This window comes from Aphanizomenon flos-aquae FACHB-1287 (assembly GCF_014698755.1).
Lineage (GTDB): Bacteria > Cyanobacteriota > Cyanobacteriia > Cyanobacteriales > Nostocaceae > Dolichospermum > Dolichospermum flosaquae.
Map to the genome: position 1 here is coordinate 1 of NZ_JACJTO010000007.1, position 21899 is coordinate 21899.

Consider the following 21899-nt stretch of genomic DNA (forward strand, 5'->3'; position numbering starts at 1 on the left):
GGTTAATGCTATTACTGATGAAAATGCTCTCAATTGGTTTAATCATTGTGGATTGTTTTTTGACCCTATTTAGATAGCTATTCTTGTACTGGACTTGATATCAAACTGCTGTAATTCCGGCTTGTGCTAGTCTATCAAAGACTTTGGCTAATTCGGCTTCATTACCTGCTTTTACAATCGTACCTCTGTCTAACCAAATTGCCCGAATTTCTGGTTGTGCTAATCGTTGATTAGTTGGAAATTGTTGCCATAAATTTGCCTTAGTTTCTAACCATTGCTGTCGCGCTAATGCATAGTTTTTTTGTTGAATTAATAAGGGGATATTTTTGATTGTTTCTCTAGCGTTTTCTATTGCTGCTACTTGTTGTACTTGGGAATTAGTGGTACTATTATTGATGTTTTGAGAAGAATTATAAGCTAATGCTGCTACATGGGTACTTTCTAATCTACCAATGAGATTTTCTAATTCTTTTTGCAGGGAAATTTCTTCTTTTTTATTAATTGGTTGATTAGAATTAGGGACAACATCTAACCGGACATTTTGCTCTAGTTGATTAATTGGATCAATTAAATTTTCATTGATGATTTTTGCAGAACCTAATAATTCTGAATTTTTTGACTTTGCTTGCAATTGGGAAGTAATATTTGTTTTCTTATTAGGGTTTTTGGCTGGTGGAGATTGGGAGGTAACAGTTGGTTTTTTAAGAGTTTGTGGTTTTGGGTTTTTTGGTTCAGTAATGATTATTGACTGACAATTTTTAGCGGGATAAGAAACTTGATTTTTACTATTATTTGTTAATTTTAAATGACGATTTAAAGCTGCTTTTAACCAAGCAATATCTAATTCTACAGATGCTACTTGATTTTTTCCCCAATGCCAACCGAATAAAGTAGATTTTTCAGTTGTTAATATTGCAGGTGGACGCTCCTTAGAGTTCCAAACTACAGGACTTTGGGTAGTAGAATTATTAGGAATAATCACACCACCGATAACAGAACCAAACAGTTCTTTTTGATTTATCCAATCGGGAATAGTTTTATTTGTGGGTTGTAAATTTTCCATAGTATTAAAGCTAAATCCCCAATAACCTCCCAAGAGTTTTCGTAATAATTGCCGGACTCCTGGGGTAGATAAATTACCCACTGGACCACTAGCTATTAAATATCCACCTTGACTCACCCATTGATCTAAAGCGATCGCCTGTTCCGTTGTCAATAGCTCTACATTTGGCAAAAATAACACCCGTGGTTTACCCCAATCATTGGGATCTTTAACTTGACTCAGAGGAACAATACAATAGTTAACATTTAACTTTTGTAAACGACTACTAATTTCTTGCCATTGTTCAGGATTATTCTCGCTATTGACCACACTAAATACAGGAAAATCATTTTTTACTGCTTTTACCGGCAATACTCCCAGGACATTAAACAGAAACAGGTTAACATTTAAAATAACGAATCCCACTGTCTTTCTATTCATTAGTCTGCTGTTAATTATTTAGAGGGTGGGAAAGATTTTTGTACATCATCAATCCTATTGAAAATAAGTATTAATTAATTCCTGCACTCCTGCTAGGGGGAAAATACTGACATTTAATTATTGAGATAGGATAGTTTTTCAACATTCAGATCATCTGATAAAATCAGAATAAATCAACAAAAGGTGGCACTTATGGCAACCCTACTCAGTGAAATTAAATCACAGACTGGACTGGTCATCTCCTGGGAAGCCTTACCCGATGATTTTCAGTTAGAGGACGAACCAGTGGAAAATACAGGACAACCACTTTTAGCGGGGGCTTTACGTGAAAGTTTAGAAATTAGTGGATTTCTGCAACCACAGATGTTAATTGCTGCTAATTTTGGGCTATGTTCCACATTAAATGGGCAATTTATCGCTAAAGCACCAGATTGGGTATACATACCTTCAGTTAAAGAGATATTACCTGATAGGAAAAGTTATACCCCCAATTTAGAAGGGGATATACCGGCAGTAGTGATAGAGTTTTTATCAGATAAAGACGGTGGGGAATATTCAGTTAAACGTACCTATCCACCTGGGAAATGGTTTTTTTATGAACAAATTTTACAAATCACTACGTATATAATTTTTGAGCCAGAGGGGGGATTATTAGAATATTATCAACTGGAAAATGGACGTTATGAATTACAGCAACCAGACGAAAATGGTCGTCATTGGGTTGATACAATGGGACTATTTTTAGGAACATGGAGAGGTGCAAAGGAAGGCCGTAACGGGTACTGGTTGCGATGGTGGGATAAAAAAGGTAATTTGTTATCTTGGGCTGTAGAATTGATTGAACAGGAACGTCAACGGGCAGAACAAGAACGTCAACGGGCAGAACAAGAACGTCAACGCGCAGAACAAGAACGTCAACGGTCAGAAAAAGAATACCAACGCGCAGAACAAGAACGTCAGGAAAAAGAACGACTAATAGCTTATTTGCAATCTCAGGGGATTGATCCTAATATACATCTTCCGTGAAAACTATGGGGGCAATTTACGTCCCCATAATAGATAGGTTCTTGAAATAGTGAAAGCGGTTATTTCTTGAAAAGGTGATATGAAATAGACATCTGGAGGTAGAGTGAAGTTTGTAGAAACCACATATTTAATTTTCACAAGGTGTCTAATTAATTGAAAATTCTCAATTTATTACCCACGAATACAAGTATTAATTAATTCCTCTACTCCTGCTACGGGGAAAATATTGACATTTAATTGTTGAGCTACTTCTTCAACCGTCATATCATCTAAAAATACTAGTTCCCCGTGCTTAAGCATAACCATAGGTAATAAAATTCCCTCTCCTAAATCTTGTCCTTTGAGATTTAAGAGTAAATCATGTCCTGTTAATAACCCTGTCACACTGATATTTTGTCCCCAATAATCGCTACATAAAGACTGCATATTTACCTCTAAACCCTCCACAGTATTTAATTGCTGTACCAGAGGTTTAAAAGCAGTTTCCACTGCATTACCGACCACCCAAGTTAATCTACGCTGATGTATAATTTTCGGTGGTAATAATGCTTTTGCAGTTTCCGTAAATTGTTTAATAAATAAGCGAATTGAACCGACCCCATTATCAATTTGGGGGTATTCTTCGTATTCAGCTTCGGTGGGTAATTCTTCCCCCGCAATTAAAAACCATTCATCAGCTAACCATACCACACTAGAACCAAATTTTTTGCGAAACTTTTCACAAAGTAATTTAACTTGACAAATTACCTCTTGTGCTTTTTCTTTTGTTACCGGACTCAACTCATCTTTTTGGGGACGAAACCGCGTTAAACCGACTGGAACAACTGCTACGGAAGCCACTGTTGGTAATTCTCCAGTATAAAAAGATGTTAAATCCTGTAATGTCTTCTCCAAAAATTTACCATCATTTATACCGGGACAAACGACAACTTGAGCATGAATTTGTAATCTTCGTTCTTGAAACCAGCGAATTTGTGATAATATTTCACCAGCACGATGATTTTTTAAAAGTCTAATTCTCACGTCTGGTTCTGTGGAATGCACGGAAACATACAGAGGTGATAACCGCATTTGCTCAATTCTTTGCCATTCTTTAGCGGTTAAATTCGTTAAAGTCAGATAAGAACCATATAAAAAGCTTAATCGGTAATCATCATCTTTTAAATATAAACTAGTCCGTTTTCCTGGTGGTTGTTGATCAATAAAGCAAAAAGGACAACGGTTATTACACTGAATTAAACCATCAAATAAAGCTGTAGCAAATTCCAGTCCTAAATCATCATCATCATCTTTTTCAATTTCTAGATGATGAGTTTTTCCGGTGGTATCTAAAACTTCTAATTCTAGAATTTCGTCAGCACACAAAAACTGATAATCAATTAAATCACGGGGTTTTATGCCGTTAATAGAAATAATAGCATCACCAACCTCAAAGCCAATTTCTTCAGCAATTGAGTCAGCAAGCACCTTGGTAATTTTAGCAGGTTGAATGGTAGTCATAAGTCAGTGGTCAATGGTCAATGGTCAATGGTCAGTGGTCAGTGGTCAGTTGTTTGTTGTCCCTTAGATTTGCGATTTAGCGATATATTTTTTCACTAAGTCTATATAGCGTTTTCCACTATAATAAGGTACAAAATTGAATCATTAAACTCTTGTGTCAGTTGTCAATGGTCAGTTGTCAGTTATTTGTTGTCCCTTAGATTTGCGATTTAGCGATATATTTTTTCACTAAGTCTATACAGCATTTTCCACTATAATAAGGTACAAAATTGAATCATTAAACTCTTGTGGTACGGGCATCTTGTCCGCTAGATATGTACCTCATAACACCGGGAAGTGCTATAATACCCAATTCCCAACTACCGTAAATATTCTAACAGATTTATCCTTGCCAACCCGCCTTAATTGCTAATAATATAGAAATACCAAAAGCCAATCTATACCAAACAAAAACTAAAGTATTTTTAGTTTGTAAGTATTTGATTAAAAAAGCAATTGATAAATAAGAGAAAATAAAGGTAGAAACAATACCAACAATTAACAAAATTACAATATTATCTGGTAACTCATGAGCTTGGAACATTTTGAATATCTTCAAACTTTTGTACAAAGTCGCAATAGTCAAAGTTGGAAATCCTAATAAAAATGAAAATTTCGCTGCTGCTTCTCTTTTTAACCCTAAAAATAAGCCAGTAGTTAAAGTTGAACCAGAACGGGAAACTCCTGGAACTAAAGCTAGAGTTTGTCCTAATCCTACCAAAATACCATCTCGAATTTCCAAAGCATTAAAACCTCGTTTTCGATTCCCCAATTTTTCAGCTAAACCTAGCAAAATTGCCATAATTAAGGACATTATCGCAATAATTAAGGCACTTTCAGGAATTACATCTTTTAATACAAACCCAATAGTTAAAGCGGGAATTGTCCCCGCAGCAATTCCCACAACAATTTTCCAATCTTCACTTTCCCAATCTTTATTTTTAAAAGCTTTAATTGCACCTTTCACTAAACTAGAAATCACAGACCAAAAATAACATAAAATGGCAATTACACTCCCAAATTGAATAGCGTCAACAAAATCTTTAGAACCAAGTTCTTTCCAATCAAATACCTTGGTAAAAATTAGTAAATGTGCTGTACTACTAATTGGTAAAAACTCTGTAATTCCTTGGACAATTCCTAAAATAAATGCCTGTATCATTCCTGGAACTAAATCAACTTGAATACTAACTCCTGTACTAGGTGCTGTTATTTGTGATAATATTATATTCATGCTACTTGTTTCTAAGATTGTTGTCATTAACCAGACTCCTCAGATGAATGAATAATTATAGCAAGTTATCCGACTTTACCTGGTTATGGTCAGTCTGTTTAGGGAAAATTCTACAATTTTATAGCACTTCCCATGCTCGTGAGGTACAAAGTTTTTTAGTTTTAGGGAACAGTTAACTTGTGTGTACTTCATTACACACAGAAACGATATAACATTATTATATTATTCGTTAGTAGCACAATATTATTTTCTTATTCCCCCACTTCGGAGATTTGTGTGGAAAATTATGATCTTGAATAAATAAAAACTCTATATATATGGGCGCACTATTTTCCACCCATAACATCATCATACCCGAAATTCAAAACACTGTCAAGCCCCCCGGCTGAAATTACCAAAACTCGTAAAATTATTGACGAAATTCTCAATAATCATGAGAATAAACCCCCCTTTATTGAGAAAACCCTTTTTTCCCAAAATTCTATATAAATAACTTATATCCCTGTAACAAAATACGCGAATTATCTAATCAATCTTGTGATCATCATATTTCTGAAACCTTAGCAAGATTCAAGTGCATAGGCCGATAAACAATTTTTATGTATAATCAAGATACCCCCTGGGGGGATTTTCAATTATGATATTGTGAGATAAGTAAAGTTTAGTAACAAATATTAAAAACGTTGATTAATCATACATTCTTTTCCTATACAGCTACTAACCCCACGCCAGATATCAATGACGACCTTAAAAATCCCTCTTTAGCAAACTTCATATCTTCCCGACAAAATTGGTTAGTATTTGCAGCATCAGTATTTTTAGTGTCAATACCAGTGTTCATGGAAGCTCCATTAGTGCGATTATTCCCTATCCTTAGCGTATTAATGACAGGGTTTTGGGTATGGCTCAGTATGAGATTAATGTCAAGTTCACGAACTTATTTATGGGGAGATCTACTTTTTGGATTTAGTTGGACTTGGTTAACGGGAGCAATTTATTGGGGTTGGTTAAGATATGAACCAATCTGGCATATACCCATAGAATCACTAGGATTACCCTTTGCTGTGTGGTGTTTAACGAAAAATTGGGGTAAAATCGGTAATTGGTTCTATTTAGGTTCTTTATTGGGGACAGTTTTAACCGATATTTATTTTTATATAGTAGATTTGATGCCCTATTGGCGACAAATTATGAGAATAGATCCGGCTGGTGCTTCACAAATCTTACAAAATGCCTTAGAAAAAGTTGAAACACCCTGGGGAGAGGGCTGGGCAGTGATTCTTGCCATTATACTGATGACAGTAGGAACAGGATCTTTACTAAATAAGCAATCCCATTGGTACGCCTTTGGGGGCGCGGTTTTGAGTACAATTCTAGTAGACAGTCTTTTCTTATTGGCAGCGGCTCTGGCGTAAAATTCCCATTAACTGAGGTAAAACGGAAAAATGGGCGCGAAGGTGCTAGGAGGTGAGACTTTTGGCAAAAGTCAAATCAAACCAAATAGTGGTAAATATTATGGATATTGATCCGCTGTATATTAGTTTTTGATGACTGTTGTGCAAGCTATCAACAATCTAGCTAAACCATGAAGAAACTAGGATCAAGTTAGAAAAGAAACTGCTTTAACAGACCTAAACTTCCGGTTTATGCCCTACTGTTAATAGCTTTTAGCTGCAACATTGTATTATTCCTTGAAAAAAAGAGGTAAAAATCGTGAAAGGATTGGTGCGTTTATTTACTGTGTTTACATTGTTGCTAGGCTGCTGGGGAATACTGGGAACTACTCAGACAGCCCAAGCCTTGAGTTTCAATAGCTTTGTAGGAAATCAAGTCCCTGTTTTAGCATTTGCCCGCCAAAACAAAGCAGATCAGAAACTAGGAACAGATTTTGGTAAAAAAATTGATTTGAACAATACCAACATTGCTGCTTTCCAAAAGTATCCAGGACTCTATCCCACCTTGGCTAAGAAAATTATCAAAAATGCTCCCTACAAAAAAGTGGAGGATGTATTAAATTTGGCAAAATTGAGCGATAAACAAAAAGCACTTTTGCAAGCTAATTTGGATAACTTCACGGTTACAGAAAAAGCGTCTGAATTCAACGAGGGTGACGACCGCATTAACAACGGTATCTATAGATAACCCTAGTTGGTTTGGTAATTGGTGATTGGTGATTGGTAGGGGCAATAGGCAAAAAGTCTAATAAATAAATTTCTCTATTACCCATTACCCATTACCTATTACCCATTACCTATTACCCATTACCCATTACCTATTACCCCATCTTGTCTGATATAGATATTCCTAACCAATTTGATGTTTTAGTAGTCGGTGCTGGTGCAGCAGGACTATATACAGCCCTGTGTTTACCCCCCTGCTTACAAGTCGGCTTAATTACTAAAGAAACAGTTTCTCTATCCGCTAGTGATTGGGCTCAAGGTGGTATAGCCGCAGCTGTCGCTCCAGAAGATTCGCCAAAACTGCATATTGAAGACACATTAAAAGCTGGGGCGGGTTTATGTGATCTAGCTGCTGTGAAATTCTTGGCTGAACAAGCTCCTCGTTGTATTGAATCTTTGGTTAATTTAGGTGTCGCTTTTGATCGTCATGACAGTAACTTAGCCTTAACCTTAGAAGCAGCCCATTCTCGTCCTCGTGTTCTCCATGCGGCTGATACTACTGGTAGGGAAGTCACAACTACTCTGAAAAATCAGGTTTTGCGTCGTCAAAATATTCAAGTCATTCAGCAAGCTTTGGCTTTGAGTCTTTGGATAGAACCAAAAACCGGTCAATGTCTGGGAATTAGCCTATTTTATCAAGGTAAAATTACCTGGATTAGAGCCGAAGCAGTAATTTTAGCTACTGGTGGCGGTGGTCAAGTATTTGCCCAAACTACTAACCCAGAGGTAAGTACAGGCGATGGTGTGGCCATTGCTTGGCGGTCCGGGGCTATTCTTCGGGATTTAGAATTTGTCCAGTTTCATCCTACAGCCTTGAGTAAACCAGGACGTTTTCTCATTAGTGAAGCTGTTCGTGGTGAAGGGGCGCATTTGGTGGATGATACCGGGCGACGTTTTGCTTTTGATTACCACCCAGCCGGGGAATTAGCACCGCGTGATGTGGTTAGTCGAGCAATTTTTAGTCATTTACAAAAAACGGCTGCTGACCCGGCTACAGCGAATGTCTGGTTAGATATGCGTCCTATTCCCCCTGAGAAAATTCGTCACCGTTTCCCCAATATCATTAATGTTTGTCAACATTGGGGTATTGATGTCTTTAATCAACCCATTCCCGTTTCTCCCGCTGCTCACTACTGGATGGGTGGTATCCTTACAGATGTGACTAATTCGACAAATATTCCTGGTTTATATGCTGTTGGGGAAACTGCTAGTACGGGGGTACATGGTGCAAATCGTTTAGCCAGTAATTCTCTTTTAGAATGTATTGTCTTTGGGGCGCAAATGGCTAATGTTGATGATCAAAAATTGATAATTCAAAAACAGGAATCTACGGGAATTATTGAAACTGGAAATTTTGCATTTAACCCGTCTGTGATTGAGTGGGAAAATCAACAAAGACAATTAGCAGAAATTCGCCAAAATTTACCCCGGATAGTTTGGAAAACCGCGGGTATTTGTCGAGAAAAATCAAGTTTAGAAACTGCCATTTTGCAAATTTCATCTTGGCAAGAAGACTTTGCTGCTTTACCTTTAAGTCAATTATTATTAAGTTTAAAACCGACACAATCAGTTAGTTTTGAACAGCCGAAAATTGAAAAAGAATTGAGGCTTTGGGCAGAAACTCGTAATTTATTAGATATTGCCGAATTAATTCTTAAAAGTGCTGTGTTTAGAACGGAAAGCCGGGGTGGACATTACCGTTTAGATTATCCCCAAACTGATCCTAATTGGCAAGTGCATACTCTGGTAAAAAATCAGGAATGGTGGATAGGTAATACAGCATTTTCCGCATTGTGAATAATGAAACTCTTGTGGTGCGGGTATCTTGCCCGCTATTAAAAAGTACGCTAAGGTAATTTTAAATTTAACTCTTGCAAAGTATTAGCGTCTGCTTTAATTGTAATTGTATTAGGTTCGACAGATTTGGTATTAACTTTTAACTGATAAGTTCCTTGTCGCAACTGTTCTAAATAGAAAACACCTGCATTATTCGTAATAGATATAACTGATGATTTGGAACTATTATCAATAGCTTCAACTTTAGCACCAGCAATAGGGTTTCCTTTGGAGTCTGTCAAAGTTCCTGCTAGAGTGTAAGCCGGTTGCAAGGGAATAAGAATAGGTGTATAACTTCCCTCAACCACTTGCACAGCAAAGGTACTAATTGCGGGTTGGAAGTCAGGAGGAAAACCAGCAGTATCTAAGTCTATACGATAAATTCCGGGGGGAAGACGGATAATTAAATTATCTTTGTGAATATCAAGTTGCGAAGATATTACAGGCTCATTATTGATCATGAGAAAATCAGAATTATCATGATATATTTCTTCATTATGATCTCGTTTTCCATTACTATTACGATCTAAGAAAGGTTTAATTAATAAACCTCCTTGAGTGCGAAAACGTTCGATTTGTCTATCACTCGGAGTTATCCCCCCTTGAAAACCCAAACTAGAAACCAGTTGAATACTCAAACTACTTTGATCAGAATTTAGAGAAACTCCTTCATAACGTGCCTGTAACAAAATACCTGGTAAAATAGTTGTTCCCAGCGTTCCATAAAGTCCTGTTCCTAAAGACCCTATTCTATAACCTAATTCACCTTGCCAAAGATTTTCACCGTATTTAGTTTGCATGGGAGAAGTATAATGCCAATATGCACTTAGTAAGTTAGCATTTTGAGAAGAATTGAGGGTTTCATATTTAAAAATTAAGGACTGAGAAGGATTAAATACATAAGATAGTTGGGAAGAAGTGCTGGACTGATTACCACTATGATTAAGGGATAAATTGCCTAAAGTTTGATTTAAACTCCAATTTAATTGAGCATTTGTATTAATATTCACCAGGGCAGAAGTAGAAGAATTAAGACTACTAGAAAAATAGCCTAAACCGAAATTTTTATCTTTGTCTAAATCACCATTACTATTAAATTTGAGGTGCTTTAAGATTTGGAAATCTAAAGTATAGCGAGTAGATTTTAAATCATTACTTAATGTCGCATAAAAATTAGGATTACCATCCCAAATTACATTAGTATTTAGCTTGATATCATCTGCTATTACACTAGAAACAGTAACTTTTAAAAGAGATTTTTCCCAACTGAGATTAGTATTAATCTTAATCTTATCTCCCATCAAACCAGAAATATTTGCTTTAAAAGGAGACCTTTGCGGCTGATAAAAAAGCTCTGTTAAACCTTGAAAAGATGAATCATATATACCCCCTAAACCTACAGTTAAATCCTTTGTTAATCCCCATCTTTGCTTGATTCCTCCACTAAATTGGGTAAAGTCTCCCCAAAAATCATTATTATTTAAATGTCGTTTCCACCCCCCAGAAACAATTAAAGCTGATGTTCCCTGTGACAGTTGTTCAGGTAATAAATTAAACCGGGCATCTTCAACTCGTGGTTTAGCAGTTAAAACTCCATCGACATATAATAAAACTTGATAATTTGTGCCTATTTGTCTACCCACAGGAACATTATCAAAACGGTAAGTTCCTGAACTATCAACTAACTGTTCAGCTATCGGAGTAGGATTATATAAACCTTTAACAAGACGTGCTAAAGTTCCTGGGGGAGCGCGACCTGTTACAGTTCCATAAATACGATCTGGTTGTAATCTTTGAATAATGTTTGCACTACCACTACCATAGTTAGCAAAGGGAGAAAAACCATAACGTTTAATAGTAGTAAATCCCCAAAAATCTCCTCCACTTGAACTTTGCCAAAAAGTTGGTTGTGAACCTAAATAATAATCACTAGAATCTGTTTGTTTAAGAATTTGTAGATCAGATAATTGCCAAGTTTTACTATCTGTAATATCACTTTGATTTAGCCGCAGAAACCAACTACTATCAAGGATTGTTCCCACCGCTGATAAAGTACCCTGATTCTTTAAATCTGAAGTGGTTGTACCAGTTAAATTAGTCTTTTGTTCCACCATACTCAATGTGATATTGGGAGGAGAAATTTTTGGTAATCCTGTTAAGATAACAGGCTTTTTTTCAATATTATTACTGTTGTCAGACTTGATTTCAGGAATATCAAAAACAATAGCATATTCCCGCCAATCAAATTTAGATTCAATACCGAAAATATCTTTAATTTCCTTCGTGGAAAGGACTAATCCTAATTCTGGATCATTATGCAGTTTATTAGTATCAAAATGAATAACTTTAAAAGGCGATCGCAACTCAACCTCATGATCTGATATACTTTTAGAAGTAAACTTTAATGTTTGCAAAACATCATCATAAGGAATTAACCAATTTTCAAAATTAATCGCGTCTTTGTCCTTAACTTCACCCCGCACTAAAACCCCATCTCTAATATTGCGTTTACCAGCATTTAAGCCAATAATAAATGTTGTTACATGATCATTTTTTGGCGGTATTGAAGTTACTTGAGTCAAAAATATTGGTAATTTTTCATCTCCAAAATATTTTGGTTGGGAAATATTTTTCAGGGGAGTTTTTATGAATATTTGCTTTTCATTTAAAGAAATTTGACCAGGTAATTCTGCTGCTAAAATTAAATTATTTTTGCCAATAAAACTACAACTAACTAAATTAAAAAAGCAAAGTATTTTTAGATAATTATTAATCTTTAAAAACACTGTTAAACTACGTCAAATTAAAAAAAAGACGGTTTTTATCGTATATTTGCCGATGAAAATCGTCTTGATAAATAAATTTTTAGGGAACAATAAATTTGACACTAAACGGAATTTTATTGGTCTGGTTTACACCCCATCCTAAATTACCAGAAAGTTGATATTCTCCCGGTTCTAATTGAATTTTTTTAGCAGCATTAGAATAATCAACAGTGAGATAACGTTCCCCTTCCGCAATGACCGTTGTATCTATACCTCTACCATTATAAATTTGTTTATTTTCCTTTTTAATCGTCCATTCTCCCTGAGTAATTACACTAGCTTTTCCGCTATTTTTAACTAATAATTGAAGTTGCTGCGATTTAGAATCAAATCTAGCATTAACCGCAGTTAAATTGTGGGAAATATTGCCCTTGCGAACATAAACAGCTACTCCTATTCTGGGAACAATTGCTGTTCTGAAAATAGCCCCTTTACTCGAATTTTGTTCTTCTTGAAAGGTCGCTTCTAAATTTTCTGTGAATAACATCGTCCGATATTCACCATCGGGTAAACTGGGAGGAAAGCGCGCAACAAACCGGATACGACGATTATCTGTACCAGGAACTTCCAGTTCTCGTGGAGAAAATTGCAAATAGGGAGTTAAATCGAAAGGACTGGAATCTAAAAGTTTAAATCCAGTTTCTAAATCATAAGTAAAAGGTTCAGTATAAACACGGGCACGGAAGCTTTTAGTGTCTCCATTTGTCACTGTAATGTTTCCTTGCGCTTGTCCCTGTTTAGCTGCGGTTTCAATTACCAGTGGAGAAATAGTAATATCAGCTTTAGCAGTATTTTCCAATAATAAAAAGGTAGAAAACACAATACTACTCAAAGGGTATAAAATTAGTTTCTTACAAGAACTTTTCATACTTAATTTTTACCAACTAGAATTATCTGCAGTATCATGGAGTAAGGATTGGACCTTAAAACCAGGTATCCAATCCTTGGAAAAAACAAGATAACTAAAGCGAGTCCTTGAAAAACCTACTTTTATTCAGGAATTAGGCTTTTTATGGACTCTGTTCTAGTTAGGAGTAGCGGTAACAGTAACCTTATAGCTATAGGTTCCAGCCACAACATTACCAGCACTACCTTGTGATCCAGCACTCATACCGACCTTGAAAGTACGAGATGTATCAGCAGGAATAGTCATATTAGTAGCATAGTAGTTAGTCCAAAACCGAGTGCCAGTGTAATTGCTTGCGTGCTGCTGAGTTTCCGTATCGTAAATAACAGATTGCCGATGAGGATCAATAAATCCAATAGGTGCTGACAGCCTAACGGGAAGTCCTGCACTTACCGTAGCATAACCATTGCAAGTAAGAGTTATTGAACCTGCAGTACCTGTATTAAGTGATGGTATACCAGTTGTACCTTCAACCCAGCCGTCGCCAGCAGCTAAGACACCATCTGTAATTTGCACCAAAGGTACAAATCCTTGCGATAGTACCTGAGAAGTTAATGTCCTTAATTTCTGCTTGGGCTTTGGGGTTGAAAGCCACTGCACTGAGAGCGGCAATACCAGTAATTAGAGCAAGACGACAAAGATTTTTCATGTTCAATACCAAAACTAGGTTTTTTATCCCTTCATTAAGTAGGTGAAGGTGGCATAAGCAAAATACGCAATCATATTTCAGTTACTTAATAGTTAGACGGTTTTAGCAGCCAAATTGTGAATTATTTAACGAAAATTCAGTAAATGGTTATAATCCAAACATTATATACTTACTGAGGAGTAGCTGTCAGGGTTACTTTATAGATGTAGCTTCCAACAGGATTACTTTGAGCATTGGCGCTACCAGCAATCATTTCCACTACTAAAGGTTCACTTATACAACCGCTAATACTCAAAGGCTCAGGGAACGAGTCGCCCCAGCCAGGAAAACCTGTAGAACTACCGACCTCAGCGGTTGTCATTCTGTTTCCTGAACGAATACGAGCTTTCCGAAAAGGATCATCGAAGCCTGAAGGTGCAGCTATCCGTTGCGGAACAGACACGCTGAAAAAGAAAGCAGTAGTAGTACAGGATATACTCACATCTGCTGTACCTATTAACTGGGCTTCATTAGCGCTAAAACCTATGGATGGGGTAGGATTAGCAGGTGACCCAATTTTAATAGTAATAGTTGCGGTAATATTGCCGTTAAAGTTAACATCCTGAGTTGCTTGGGCTTCAGATTTGGACGGGAATGCTAAAGCGTTCAGCACAGCGAAAATGCTCACCGCAGTTAAACGATGAATCATCATTAAATTATCCTTAAGGGAGAAGGCTGGGAAATTTGATTTGGAAATTTTGCGTAAGTAAATCCCAAAATAGATATCTTTTCTGAATAATTTTGTGGTACATGAGAGGGCTTTACAAAAATACATACAAAACTATCTTTGTAAAACATTACCAGAAATTAACCTCCACTATCAGCCCACACCTGCCATAAAGTTTGTAAATTCAACAAAGACACGAATATGCCCTTAAATCTTGTAGTTTGGGTATCTTGTCTGACCTTAAAATTTAAACACCCCACAAAATTAAATAATTTATTGTTGACTATTGCTAAAAACACTAAAAAATCCTGTAAAGATAGTTTCTGATTGCATAAAAGCCCAAATTTTTTAAGTATATCTTTTGGGAGATACTCCTCATTGATATCAGGTGTTTTTCTAACCTCTTCAATCTCCCAATCAGATTGAAGATCTACTACCATAAATTGTGAAGTAGTAACTGCTTGTTCTGGTTCTTTATGATTTACCATTGTCTCTGTTTGTAACTCATCAGATAATGCTAAAATCTCACCAGTAGAAATTTCTGTTTGATTCGTATTCTGAGATTTCCTTCTCCTTTTTGGAGATTGGGAAAAAGCCTGAGATTCACACTCATCTAAATCAGAAGAATATCTATCTTCTTCCCGAATAAAATCTTGATGATATCGCTGTTTTAAAATTGCCCGTGCTTGGGAAATCCGCTTGCGGACATTATCATAGGAAACATTCAATTTTTCTCCAATTTCTTGGTACGAAAATTCTTCTTTCCAGTACAGAATAAACGTTTCTCGCGGTCGGGAAGGTAACTCATCTATAACAACCTCAAAAAAATTTTCCAGTTCTTGTTGCGTAGCAACAAGAACTGGGTTTTCTTCTTTTTTGTTCACGAATATTTCTTCATATTCATCACAAATAACTTCCCAACTATTACCATATTCCATAAGGGAATGAAGTTCTCTATAAGTGTCAACACAGAGATTATAAGTTAATTTCGTTACGTAAGTCTTAAAATCTTTAATTTCGACCGTACAATTACTGATTTTATTCCAAGCTTTGAGCATTGCTTGACTAAGAACATCTTCTGCATCGTTGATATTGCTCATCCATTTGATGCAACAATGATATAGATAGTCTTTATGCTCATCCCATAATTGCCAAAAGGTTGAGTGTATATTTTTATTATTAATAGACAACAAGGGAAAGTTGCAGGAATGCATATCTAGTTAATCTACATTAGCTGTACAAGAAACATATTGAGATTATAGTTTAGTGCTGATTCTTTACGTAACCGTAATAAAAATCTAAAATGATACTTATTATCCTGAACTTTATACAAATAGGGTACGGGTTGACATACAGGAGGTTTTGTGAATAATTTACATAAAAACCCTGACAGTGAAAAACACTAAAATGTATAGAAAAGAGAAACAACAAGAAGCGACAGCAAAAAACTTTGAACTATTTTTTCAGCAAGCCTTAAATATGCAGTAGGGGTAAAGCCCATTGCTAAACCCCTACACTTAATTAATGATTTTTTGGATGTAGTTTTAATCTCTAGCGGAAGTATTTAAAGTTTTTCGGACCTGTATAACCTGTGATTTTTCCTAGTTCTTCTAGGTTTTGAACTCCGCTATAGCTTTTACCATTAATAACCCAAGTTGGGAAACTTTCAATTTTTGCGGCTTTACATAATTCTGGTTTACCATTAGGACTATCGTCGGCGCACTCTACCTTAGAATTATCATTAATGATTTGATAAGCTTCTTTCCCGAAAAGTAGCTTTTGTTCGTGACAGTGAGGACACCAATAGGCTACATATTCCTTAGCACCAGATTTGACAAGATGTTCAGCTAGGGCTATTTCTGCTACACTAGATTTAGTGGTAATTTCCCAGCCAAATTCGGGATTTGGTTGTTCTTTGGGCGTAAAGGTAATTGCTGTAGGTTTACCATCAGTTGATTCCGTAATATTACTTGATAAATTGACTTGAGAATAAACCCCTAAAGTGCCAATTAGCGTCACCATTGCTACAATCAAAGCTGTAAATAACATTTGTCCGATATCTTCCCAATCTCTACCCATGACAGTTAACACTAACATGGTTAATGCAAATAAAGCAGAAGCAATACAGTAAAGACAAATAGCTTTGAGTTGAAATGCTAGTACATACATTAGGTATCCACTAAAAACAGACATAGCGATCGCTCCTATAAACAGCAACCACCAAGTCACATTTTCTAGTTGTTTCTGATTTTTGTGATTTCCCCTAGAATTCAAAGCCAAAGGAGCTAAAGCGAATATGAACATACTAATGTATGCCAATAAACCGAACAAGGGTAATGGTTGACCTAAAACCGTAGCCCAAGGACTAGAAAGGACATCTACACATCCTTTCACATTTTCTGGTGTGGTACAAACCGGAGTGCTACCGGTCAGCTTCTCAAAAGTGAGATAACCTGTATTCAGGATACCAAATCCAGCGATCGCTACTATCGCCGGACGTGACCATTTATGAATCCCAGGAGTAGAACGACGACGAATCATAATATTGGTGATTGGTGATTGGTGATTGGTGATTGGTAATTGGTAATTGGTGATTGGTGATTAGTTAAGGAACTTTCGCATCATCTAAATCACGAAAATCAAAAGCATCATAGTTCAGACAATAGAGGTCTGCGGGCTGCTTCTACAAATTGACTGACGCGAATAGGGTCTATGGGTTGCTGAATTTGACCATGACGTTTGAGAGAACTAGAAACAATCACCCCGTTTGCGGCTTGTAGGAGAGTGCCAATATTCTGCCAACTTGCACCACTACCAATAAAAACAGGAGTACCAGCAGCCGCAGCACTAGCTAGTTCTAAATCTTCTTGGTCAGGGGGATTACCCGTAGCCCACCCAGATAAAATTACCGCATCAGCCAAACCTCTTTCAATAGTATCTTTTACTGCAACCGTCAGATTAGGATCACTCAACGGACGGGCGTGTTTTACCAAAACATCAGCAAAAATTTTCACATCAGATCCTAATTCCCGACGATACCGCAATAATTGATGGGCTTCCCCTTCAATTAATCCTTGGTCAGTTGCCATTACACCTGTAAGAACATTAATTCGGATAAATTGCGCCTTAACACAACTAGCAATAGCGATCGCACTTCTGCCATCATTACGTAACACATTTAACCCCACAGGCACAGTAACTAAATTCTGGACCCGTTGAACAACCATCGTCATGGCACTTACAACTGCGGGGTCAACTTGATTTTTAGTAAATGGGGCATCGAAAAAATTCTCAACGATGATCCCATCTACCCCTCCACTGGCAAGGGCTGTGGCTTCTTGTTCGGCGCGGTCAATCACCGCTTTCAGACTACCCCCCCAACGGGCTGAAGTAGGAAGCGGTAGCAGATGCAACACGCCAATAATTGGAGTTCGGGTTTTAAATAACTGATGTAGATCCACGTCTTTAATTTACTTGGCACAGTCTGGATTGCTTGCCTATCCCCACTTTCCAGACAAGGGGGCCTCAAATGGCACGAATAACTAGACAGTGAGAACCACAAAAAATGTAGATTCTCTGGACATTACAGCCTTCTGCCTTTTTATACTAATGTTTAAGTCGCTAGTTAGGGAACAGTCTATAGGAAAGAGATTGTAATTTCACCATTACCCATAACCAGCCTCAACTAGATTAAGAACCATCAACAGTTTGAATTAGATGTAAACTAGAGATGTTAGATCCAGAAGAAAGAAATATATTCCAGAAATATATTCTCCAATATATCTCACACTTTAAACTCCATAACCCTTGACCACAAGTGATCTGGGAGTTTAGATTAGAGGCGGGTTTTTTTTCATCAGCTTGCTACCTCCTCCTGAAGATGGAAATTAGCTGTAAACCTTCCATAAGATATGTTAAGATCAAACCTGATGACAAGAGGAGTTTGCCACTCACAAGATGCAAGGCAGCTTCCCGCCATTTATTTATGAATGTCGGAGTAGCATTACTGCTTGATAGGCGTAGTCGCCAATGCGATTTCCCCAGTTGGGTAGCGGCTTCTCAAAACAGACCTCTTGGTCGGCTTCCCAATGGGTAAATTAACAACGCCCACGCTAGGGTAATACAAAATACCATTAAGCGAATTGTTAAAAATATTATGAGTGTCAGACTTACCCAAAGACACTTAAGATGACCTTGGGAAACAAATTAGTAGGAGTATCATCAGATGACCCCTGTCAACATGATGGATAAAGGTCTCAATTTGGCTTTTACTAGTTAAAGTTGCTAGTTATATAGGTTAAGTCCAGTAATTAGTAGCGGGTAGTTGAGTAGGAATTACAGCGTAATTCACTGAGTGATTTATTAATCAAGGGTAAAGGACAACACTAAATCCTTGTAAATTTATTTACCTGTAGTCTCCTGTGTTTATTCCTAAACCAATGCTTGAATGTTAATTAACAAGGAAAAACGGAAGATTTATTGAAAATATGGGTGAAAAGCCAACAATTGCCATTTCTCACCTGGGCTGCGAGAAAAATCGAATTGATACAGAACATATGCTAGGACTGCTGGTAAATGCAGGTTATGGTGTAGATAGTAACGAAGAATTAGCAGATTACGTAATTGTTAATACCTGTAGTTTTATCGAAGCGGCTCGACAGGAATCAGTAAAAACCCTAGTAGAACTGGCAGAAGCAAATAAAAAAATCGTAATTACTGGCTGCATGGCACAGCACTTTCAAGAACAATTATTGGAAGAATTGCCAGAAGCCGTAGCGGTGGTAGGGACGGGCGATTATCACAAAATCGTTGATGTCATTGAGCGGGTAGAACAGGGAGAGAGAGTTAAAGAAATTACTGCCGAACCCACTTATATTGCCGATGAAACCACACCACGTTATCGGACAACAACAGAAGGCGTAGCTTACCTGCGAGTAGCGGAAGGCTGTGATTATCGGTGTGCATTTTGTATTATTCCCCATTTGCGAGGAAACCAGCGATCGCGTACTATTGAATCAATAGTTACCGAAGCCCAAGAACTGGTAAATCAAGGTGTTAAAGAAATAATTCTCATTTCCCAAATCACCACCAATTACGGACTAGATATTTACGGCAAACCAAAATTAGCCGAGTTGCTGCGAGCTTTAGGAAAGGTAGATGTACCTTGGATTAGGATGCACTACGCCTATCCCACCGGGTTAACACCAGAGGTGATTACCGCTATCCAAGAAACCCCGAATGTTTTACCATATTTGGATTTGCCTTTGCAACATTCTCACCCAGAAATTCTCCGGGCTATGAATCGTCCTTGGCAAGGACAAATAAATGATGGAATTATGGAACGGCTGAAAATTGCCTTACCATCAGCAGTGATCAGAACCACATTTATAGTTGGTTTTCCAGGAGAAACCCAGGAGCATTTTCAACATTTATTAGAGTTTACCCAACGACATAAATTTGATCATGTTGGTGTTTTTACCTTCTCACCAGAAGAAGAAACTCCTGCCTACAATCTACCTAATCAAATTCCCGCAGAAGTGATGACGGACCGCCGTAATCAACTGATGGAATTACAACAGCCAATTTCTTTCCAGAAAAATCAACAGGAAGTCGGCAAAATAGTTGATGTCCTGATTGAGCAAGAAAATCCGGGTTCAATTTCTTCCGGGGGAGAATTAATCGGTCGTTCTGGGAGGTTTTCCCCGGAGATTGATGGTCAAGTCTATGTTAAAGGAGAGGCTAGGCTAGGAACTATCGTTAAAGTAGCGATTGCAAGTGCCGATGCCTATGACCTTTATGGTCAAGTTGTCAATAGTTGAAGTTTCATTCCCATCTCTTATCTACTCTTGCATAAGACTTAATTTACAAATAAGTATCGGCTGACAAGTCCAAAATTCACAATAAAATCTAGGAGCGTTAATGAATTTATCATTTCAAGAATTAGGCATTTCCCAAGAACGGGCTGAACTGTTAGAAAACATGGGTTTTTCTGCACCTACAAATATTCAAACCCAGGCAATTCCTCAACTATTAAATGGTCGAGATGTAGTTGGTCAGTCCCAAACAGGAACGGGTAAAACCGCAGCTTTTTCTCTACCAATTTTAGAAAGGCTAGATCCTAATTTAAAAGCTGTACAAGCAATAGTTTTAACCCCAACTCGTGAGTTAGCAATTCAAGTTCATGCGGCTATTTCCCAATTTATTGGTAATAGTTACTTGAAAGCGGCGGCTATTTATGGTGGTCAATCAATTGACCGACAAATTATGCAACTCAGACGTGGGGCGCAAATCGTCGTGGGTACACCAGGACGGGTAATAGATCTACTGGATCGTGGTAACTTGAACTTAGATCAGGTTAGATGGTTTGTTTTAGATGAAGCTGATGAAATGTTAAGTATGGGCTTCATTGACGATGTAGAAAGAATTCTTTCTCAAGCCCCAGAAGAACGCCAAACAGCCTTATTCTCAGCTACAATGCCACCATCAATTCGGATGTTGGTAAATAAATTTTTGAATTCACCGGTGACTGTCACCGTTGAACAACCTAAAGCCGCACCGAATAAAATCAATCAGGTCGCTTACATAATTCCCCGTCATTGGACAAAAGCTAAAGCTTTACAACCAATTTTGGAAATGGAAGATCCAGAAACGGCTTTAATCTTTGTTCGTACCCGACGCACAGCCGCAGAATTAACCAGTCAATTGCAATCTGCTGGTCATAGTGTGGATGAATATCATGGTGATTTGTCCCAACAAGCGCGGGAACGTCTATTAATCCGTTTCCGTAACCGTCAAGTACGTTGGGTAGTAGCTACTGATATTGCAGCTAGAGGTTTAGATGTTGATCAACTTTCTCATGTGATCAACTTTGATTTACCTGATAGTGTAGAGACCTATGTACACCGAATTGGTCGGACTGGTCGGGCTGGAAAAGAAGGAACAGCAATTTCCTTAGTCCAATCCTTTGAACGCCGCAAACAACAGGCTTTTGAACGTCACAACCGCCAAACTTGGCAAATTCTATCTATTCCTACTAAAGCGCAGATTGAAGCCCAACATATCCAAAAGTTACGGGGACAAGTAGCCGAGGCTTTAACTGGTGAACGGTTAGCTTCCTTCTTGCCTATTATCAGCGAAATGATTGAGGAATATGATGCTCATGCGATCGCTGCGGCTGCTTTACAAATCGCCTACGATCAAACCCGTCCCGCTTGGTTATTATCAGGTGTAGACCTGCCCGTTGAGGAAAGCCCAACTCCCAAACCAAGAATTAACAAACGCGGTGATGGTGGAGAACGGGAACGCAGTTCTGGAGGTGGTCGCGGTGGTCGTTCTTCTTGGTCAAAGGAAGGTAAGGGCAATGAGGAAAGACGTAGTAGCGGTGGAGGTAGTCCTAAACCCAAGTTGAAAATAACTCACAATGAGTCTTCTCCTAATCCTAGCAATCACAAGTTAGGTTTACCTACAGGTAGAGAATAGTCTGGTGTCAGTAGTCAGTGGTTAGTTGTTTTTCT

16 protein-coding genes are annotated in these 21899 nt (G+C 37.6%); 6 read left to right on the forward strand and 10 right to left on the reverse strand.

Annotated features, from left to right (window positions below; genetic code table 11):
- Window positions 1-100 precede the first annotated feature (100 nt).
- The gene (locus H6G44_RS04970; protein WP_190386330.1) at window positions 101-1483 is read right to left on the reverse strand and encodes a hypothetical protein; all 1383 of its coding nucleotides are present in this window, start codon (window positions 1481-1483) and stop codon (window positions 101-103) included.
- A 192-nt stretch (window positions 1484-1675) separates the two neighbouring features.
- On the opposite strand from H6G44_RS04970, the gene H6G44_RS04975 reads away from it, so the two are divergent.
- Window positions 1676-2509 carry a Uma2 family endonuclease gene (locus tag H6G44_RS04975; RefSeq protein WP_190386329.1) on the forward strand — a complete coding sequence of 278 codons (834 nt, stop codon included), beginning with the start codon at window positions 1676-1678 and terminating at the stop codon, window positions 2507-2509.
- Between the two features lie 171 nt (window positions 2510-2680).
- Here H6G44_RS04975 and H6G44_RS04980 read toward each other — a convergent pair whose 3' ends face one another.
- Together H6G44_RS04980 and H6G44_RS04985 are read right to left on the reverse strand one after the other, a co-directional pair.
- Complete coding sequence (locus H6G44_RS04980; protein ID WP_190386328.1) at window positions 2681-4009, reverse strand: TIGR03279 family radical SAM protein; 1329 nt, start codon at window positions 4007-4009, stop codon at window positions 2681-2683.
- A gap of 382 nt (window positions 4010-4391) precedes the next feature.
- Window positions 4392-5210, reverse strand: coding sequence for an undecaprenyl-diphosphate phosphatase (locus H6G44_RS04985; protein ID WP_375379347.1), 819 nt, complete (start codon window positions 5208-5210; stop codon window positions 4392-4394).
- Between the two features lie 806 nt (window positions 5211-6016).
- Between H6G44_RS04985 and H6G44_RS04990 the strand changes: the two genes are divergently transcribed.
- The 3 genes from H6G44_RS04990 to nadB all read left to right on the forward strand — a co-directional run bounded on the left by H6G44_RS04990 (window position 6017) and on the right by nadB (window position 9259).
- Entirely contained in the window at window positions 6017-6697 is a 681-nt protein-coding gene (locus tag H6G44_RS04990; protein WP_375379346.1) for a DUF3120 domain-containing protein, read from the forward strand.
- 298 nt (window positions 6698-6995) lie between these two features.
- Window positions 6996-7424: a photosystem II complex extrinsic protein PsbU gene (gene psbU, locus H6G44_RS04995; RefSeq protein WP_190386325.1), complete on the forward strand. Its 429-nt coding sequence runs from the start codon at window positions 6996-6998 to the stop codon at window positions 7422-7424.
- A gap of 143 nt (window positions 7425-7567) precedes the next feature.
- A complete protein-coding gene (gene nadB / locus H6G44_RS05000) occupies window positions 7568-9259 on the forward strand; it encodes an L-aspartate oxidase (RefSeq protein ID WP_190386324.1) in 1692 nt (563 codons plus the stop codon).
- Between the two features lie 50 nt (window positions 9260-9309).
- On the opposite strand, the gene H6G44_RS20610 is transcribed toward nadB, so the two are convergent.
- From H6G44_RS20610 to btpA, 7 genes are all read right to left on the reverse strand, one after another.
- Window positions 9310-12084 (reverse strand): carboxypeptidase-like regulatory domain-containing protein, encoded by a 2775-nt coding sequence (locus tag H6G44_RS20610; RefSeq protein WP_190386323.1) that lies wholly within the window; start codon window positions 12082-12084, stop codon window positions 9310-9312.
- A 79-nt stretch (window positions 12085-12163) separates the two neighbouring features.
- The gene (locus H6G44_RS05010) at window positions 12164-12943 is read right to left on the reverse strand and encodes a hypothetical protein (protein ID WP_311138912.1); all 780 of its coding nucleotides are present in this window, start codon (window positions 12941-12943) and stop codon (window positions 12164-12166) included.
- A gap of 204 nt (window positions 12944-13147) precedes the next feature.
- Window positions 13148-13630 carry a hypothetical protein gene (locus tag H6G44_RS05015; protein WP_190386321.1) on the reverse strand — a complete coding sequence of 161 codons (483 nt, stop codon included), beginning with the start codon at window positions 13628-13630 and terminating at the stop codon, window positions 13148-13150.
- Window positions 13631-13848: 218 nt separating this feature from the next.
- On the reverse strand, window positions 13849-14370 hold the full coding sequence (locus tag H6G44_RS05025) for a hypothetical protein (RefSeq protein WP_190386320.1): 522 nt from the start codon (window positions 14368-14370) through the stop codon (window positions 13849-13851).
- 155 nt (window positions 14371-14525) lie between these two features.
- Complete coding sequence (locus H6G44_RS05030; protein WP_190386319.1) at window positions 14526-15599, reverse strand: RNA polymerase sigma factor; 1074 nt, start codon at window positions 15597-15599, stop codon at window positions 14526-14528.
- 337 nt (window positions 15600-15936) lie between these two features.
- Complete coding sequence (locus H6G44_RS05035; protein WP_190386318.1) at window positions 15937-16926, reverse strand: vitamin K epoxide reductase family protein; 990 nt, start codon at window positions 16924-16926, stop codon at window positions 15937-15939.
- A gap of 107 nt (window positions 16927-17033) precedes the next feature.
- Window positions 17034-17846, reverse strand: coding sequence for a photosystem I biogenesis protein BtpA (gene btpA / locus H6G44_RS05040; RefSeq protein ID WP_190386317.1), 813 nt, complete (start codon window positions 17844-17846; stop codon window positions 17034-17036).
- 1026 nt (window positions 17847-18872) lie between these two features.
- Here btpA and rimO point away from each other — a divergent pair.
- Window positions 18873-20204, forward strand: coding sequence for a 30S ribosomal protein S12 methylthiotransferase RimO (rimO, locus tag H6G44_RS05045; protein WP_190386316.1), 1332 nt, complete (start codon window positions 18873-18875; stop codon window positions 20202-20204).
- A 100-nt stretch (window positions 20205-20304) separates the two neighbouring features.
- Window positions 20305-21864, forward strand: a complete 1560-nt coding sequence (locus H6G44_RS05050; protein ID WP_190386315.1) for a DEAD/DEAH box helicase — start codon at window positions 20305-20307, stop codon at window positions 21862-21864.
- Window positions 21865-21899: the final 35 nt, after the last annotated feature.

Coding starts and splice junctions, on each gene's coding strand:
- H6G44_RS04975 (WP_190386329.1), top strand. CDS start 1,676: ATGGCAACCCTACTCAGTGAAATTAAATCACAGACTGGACTGGTCATC.
- H6G44_RS04970 (WP_190386330.1), bottom strand. CDS start 1,483: ATGAATAGAAAGACAGTGGGATTCGTTATTTTAAATGTTAACCTGTTT.
- H6G44_RS05035 (WP_190386318.1), bottom strand. CDS start 16,926: ATGATTCGTCGTCGTTCTACTCCTGGGATTCATAAATGGTCACGTCCG.
- H6G44_RS04985 (WP_375379347.1), bottom strand. CDS start 5,210: ATGATACAGGCATTTATTTTAGGAATTGTCCAAGGAATTACAGAGTTT.
- H6G44_RS04980 (WP_190386328.1), bottom strand. CDS start 4,009: ATGACTACCATTCAACCTGCTAAAATTACCAAGGTGCTTGCTGACTCA.
- rimO (WP_190386316.1), top strand. CDS start 18,873: ATGGGTGAAAAGCCAACAATTGCCATTTCTCACCTGGGCTGCGAGAAA.
- H6G44_RS05025 (WP_190386320.1), bottom strand. CDS start 14,370: ATGATGATTCATCGTTTAACTGCGGTGAGCATTTTCGCTGTGCTGAAC.
- H6G44_RS05030 (WP_190386319.1), bottom strand. CDS start 15,599: ATGCATTCCTGCAACTTTCCCTTGTTGTCTATTAATAATAAAAATATA.
- H6G44_RS05050 (WP_190386315.1), top strand. CDS start 20,305: ATGAATTTATCATTTCAAGAATTAGGCATTTCCCAAGAACGGGCTGAA.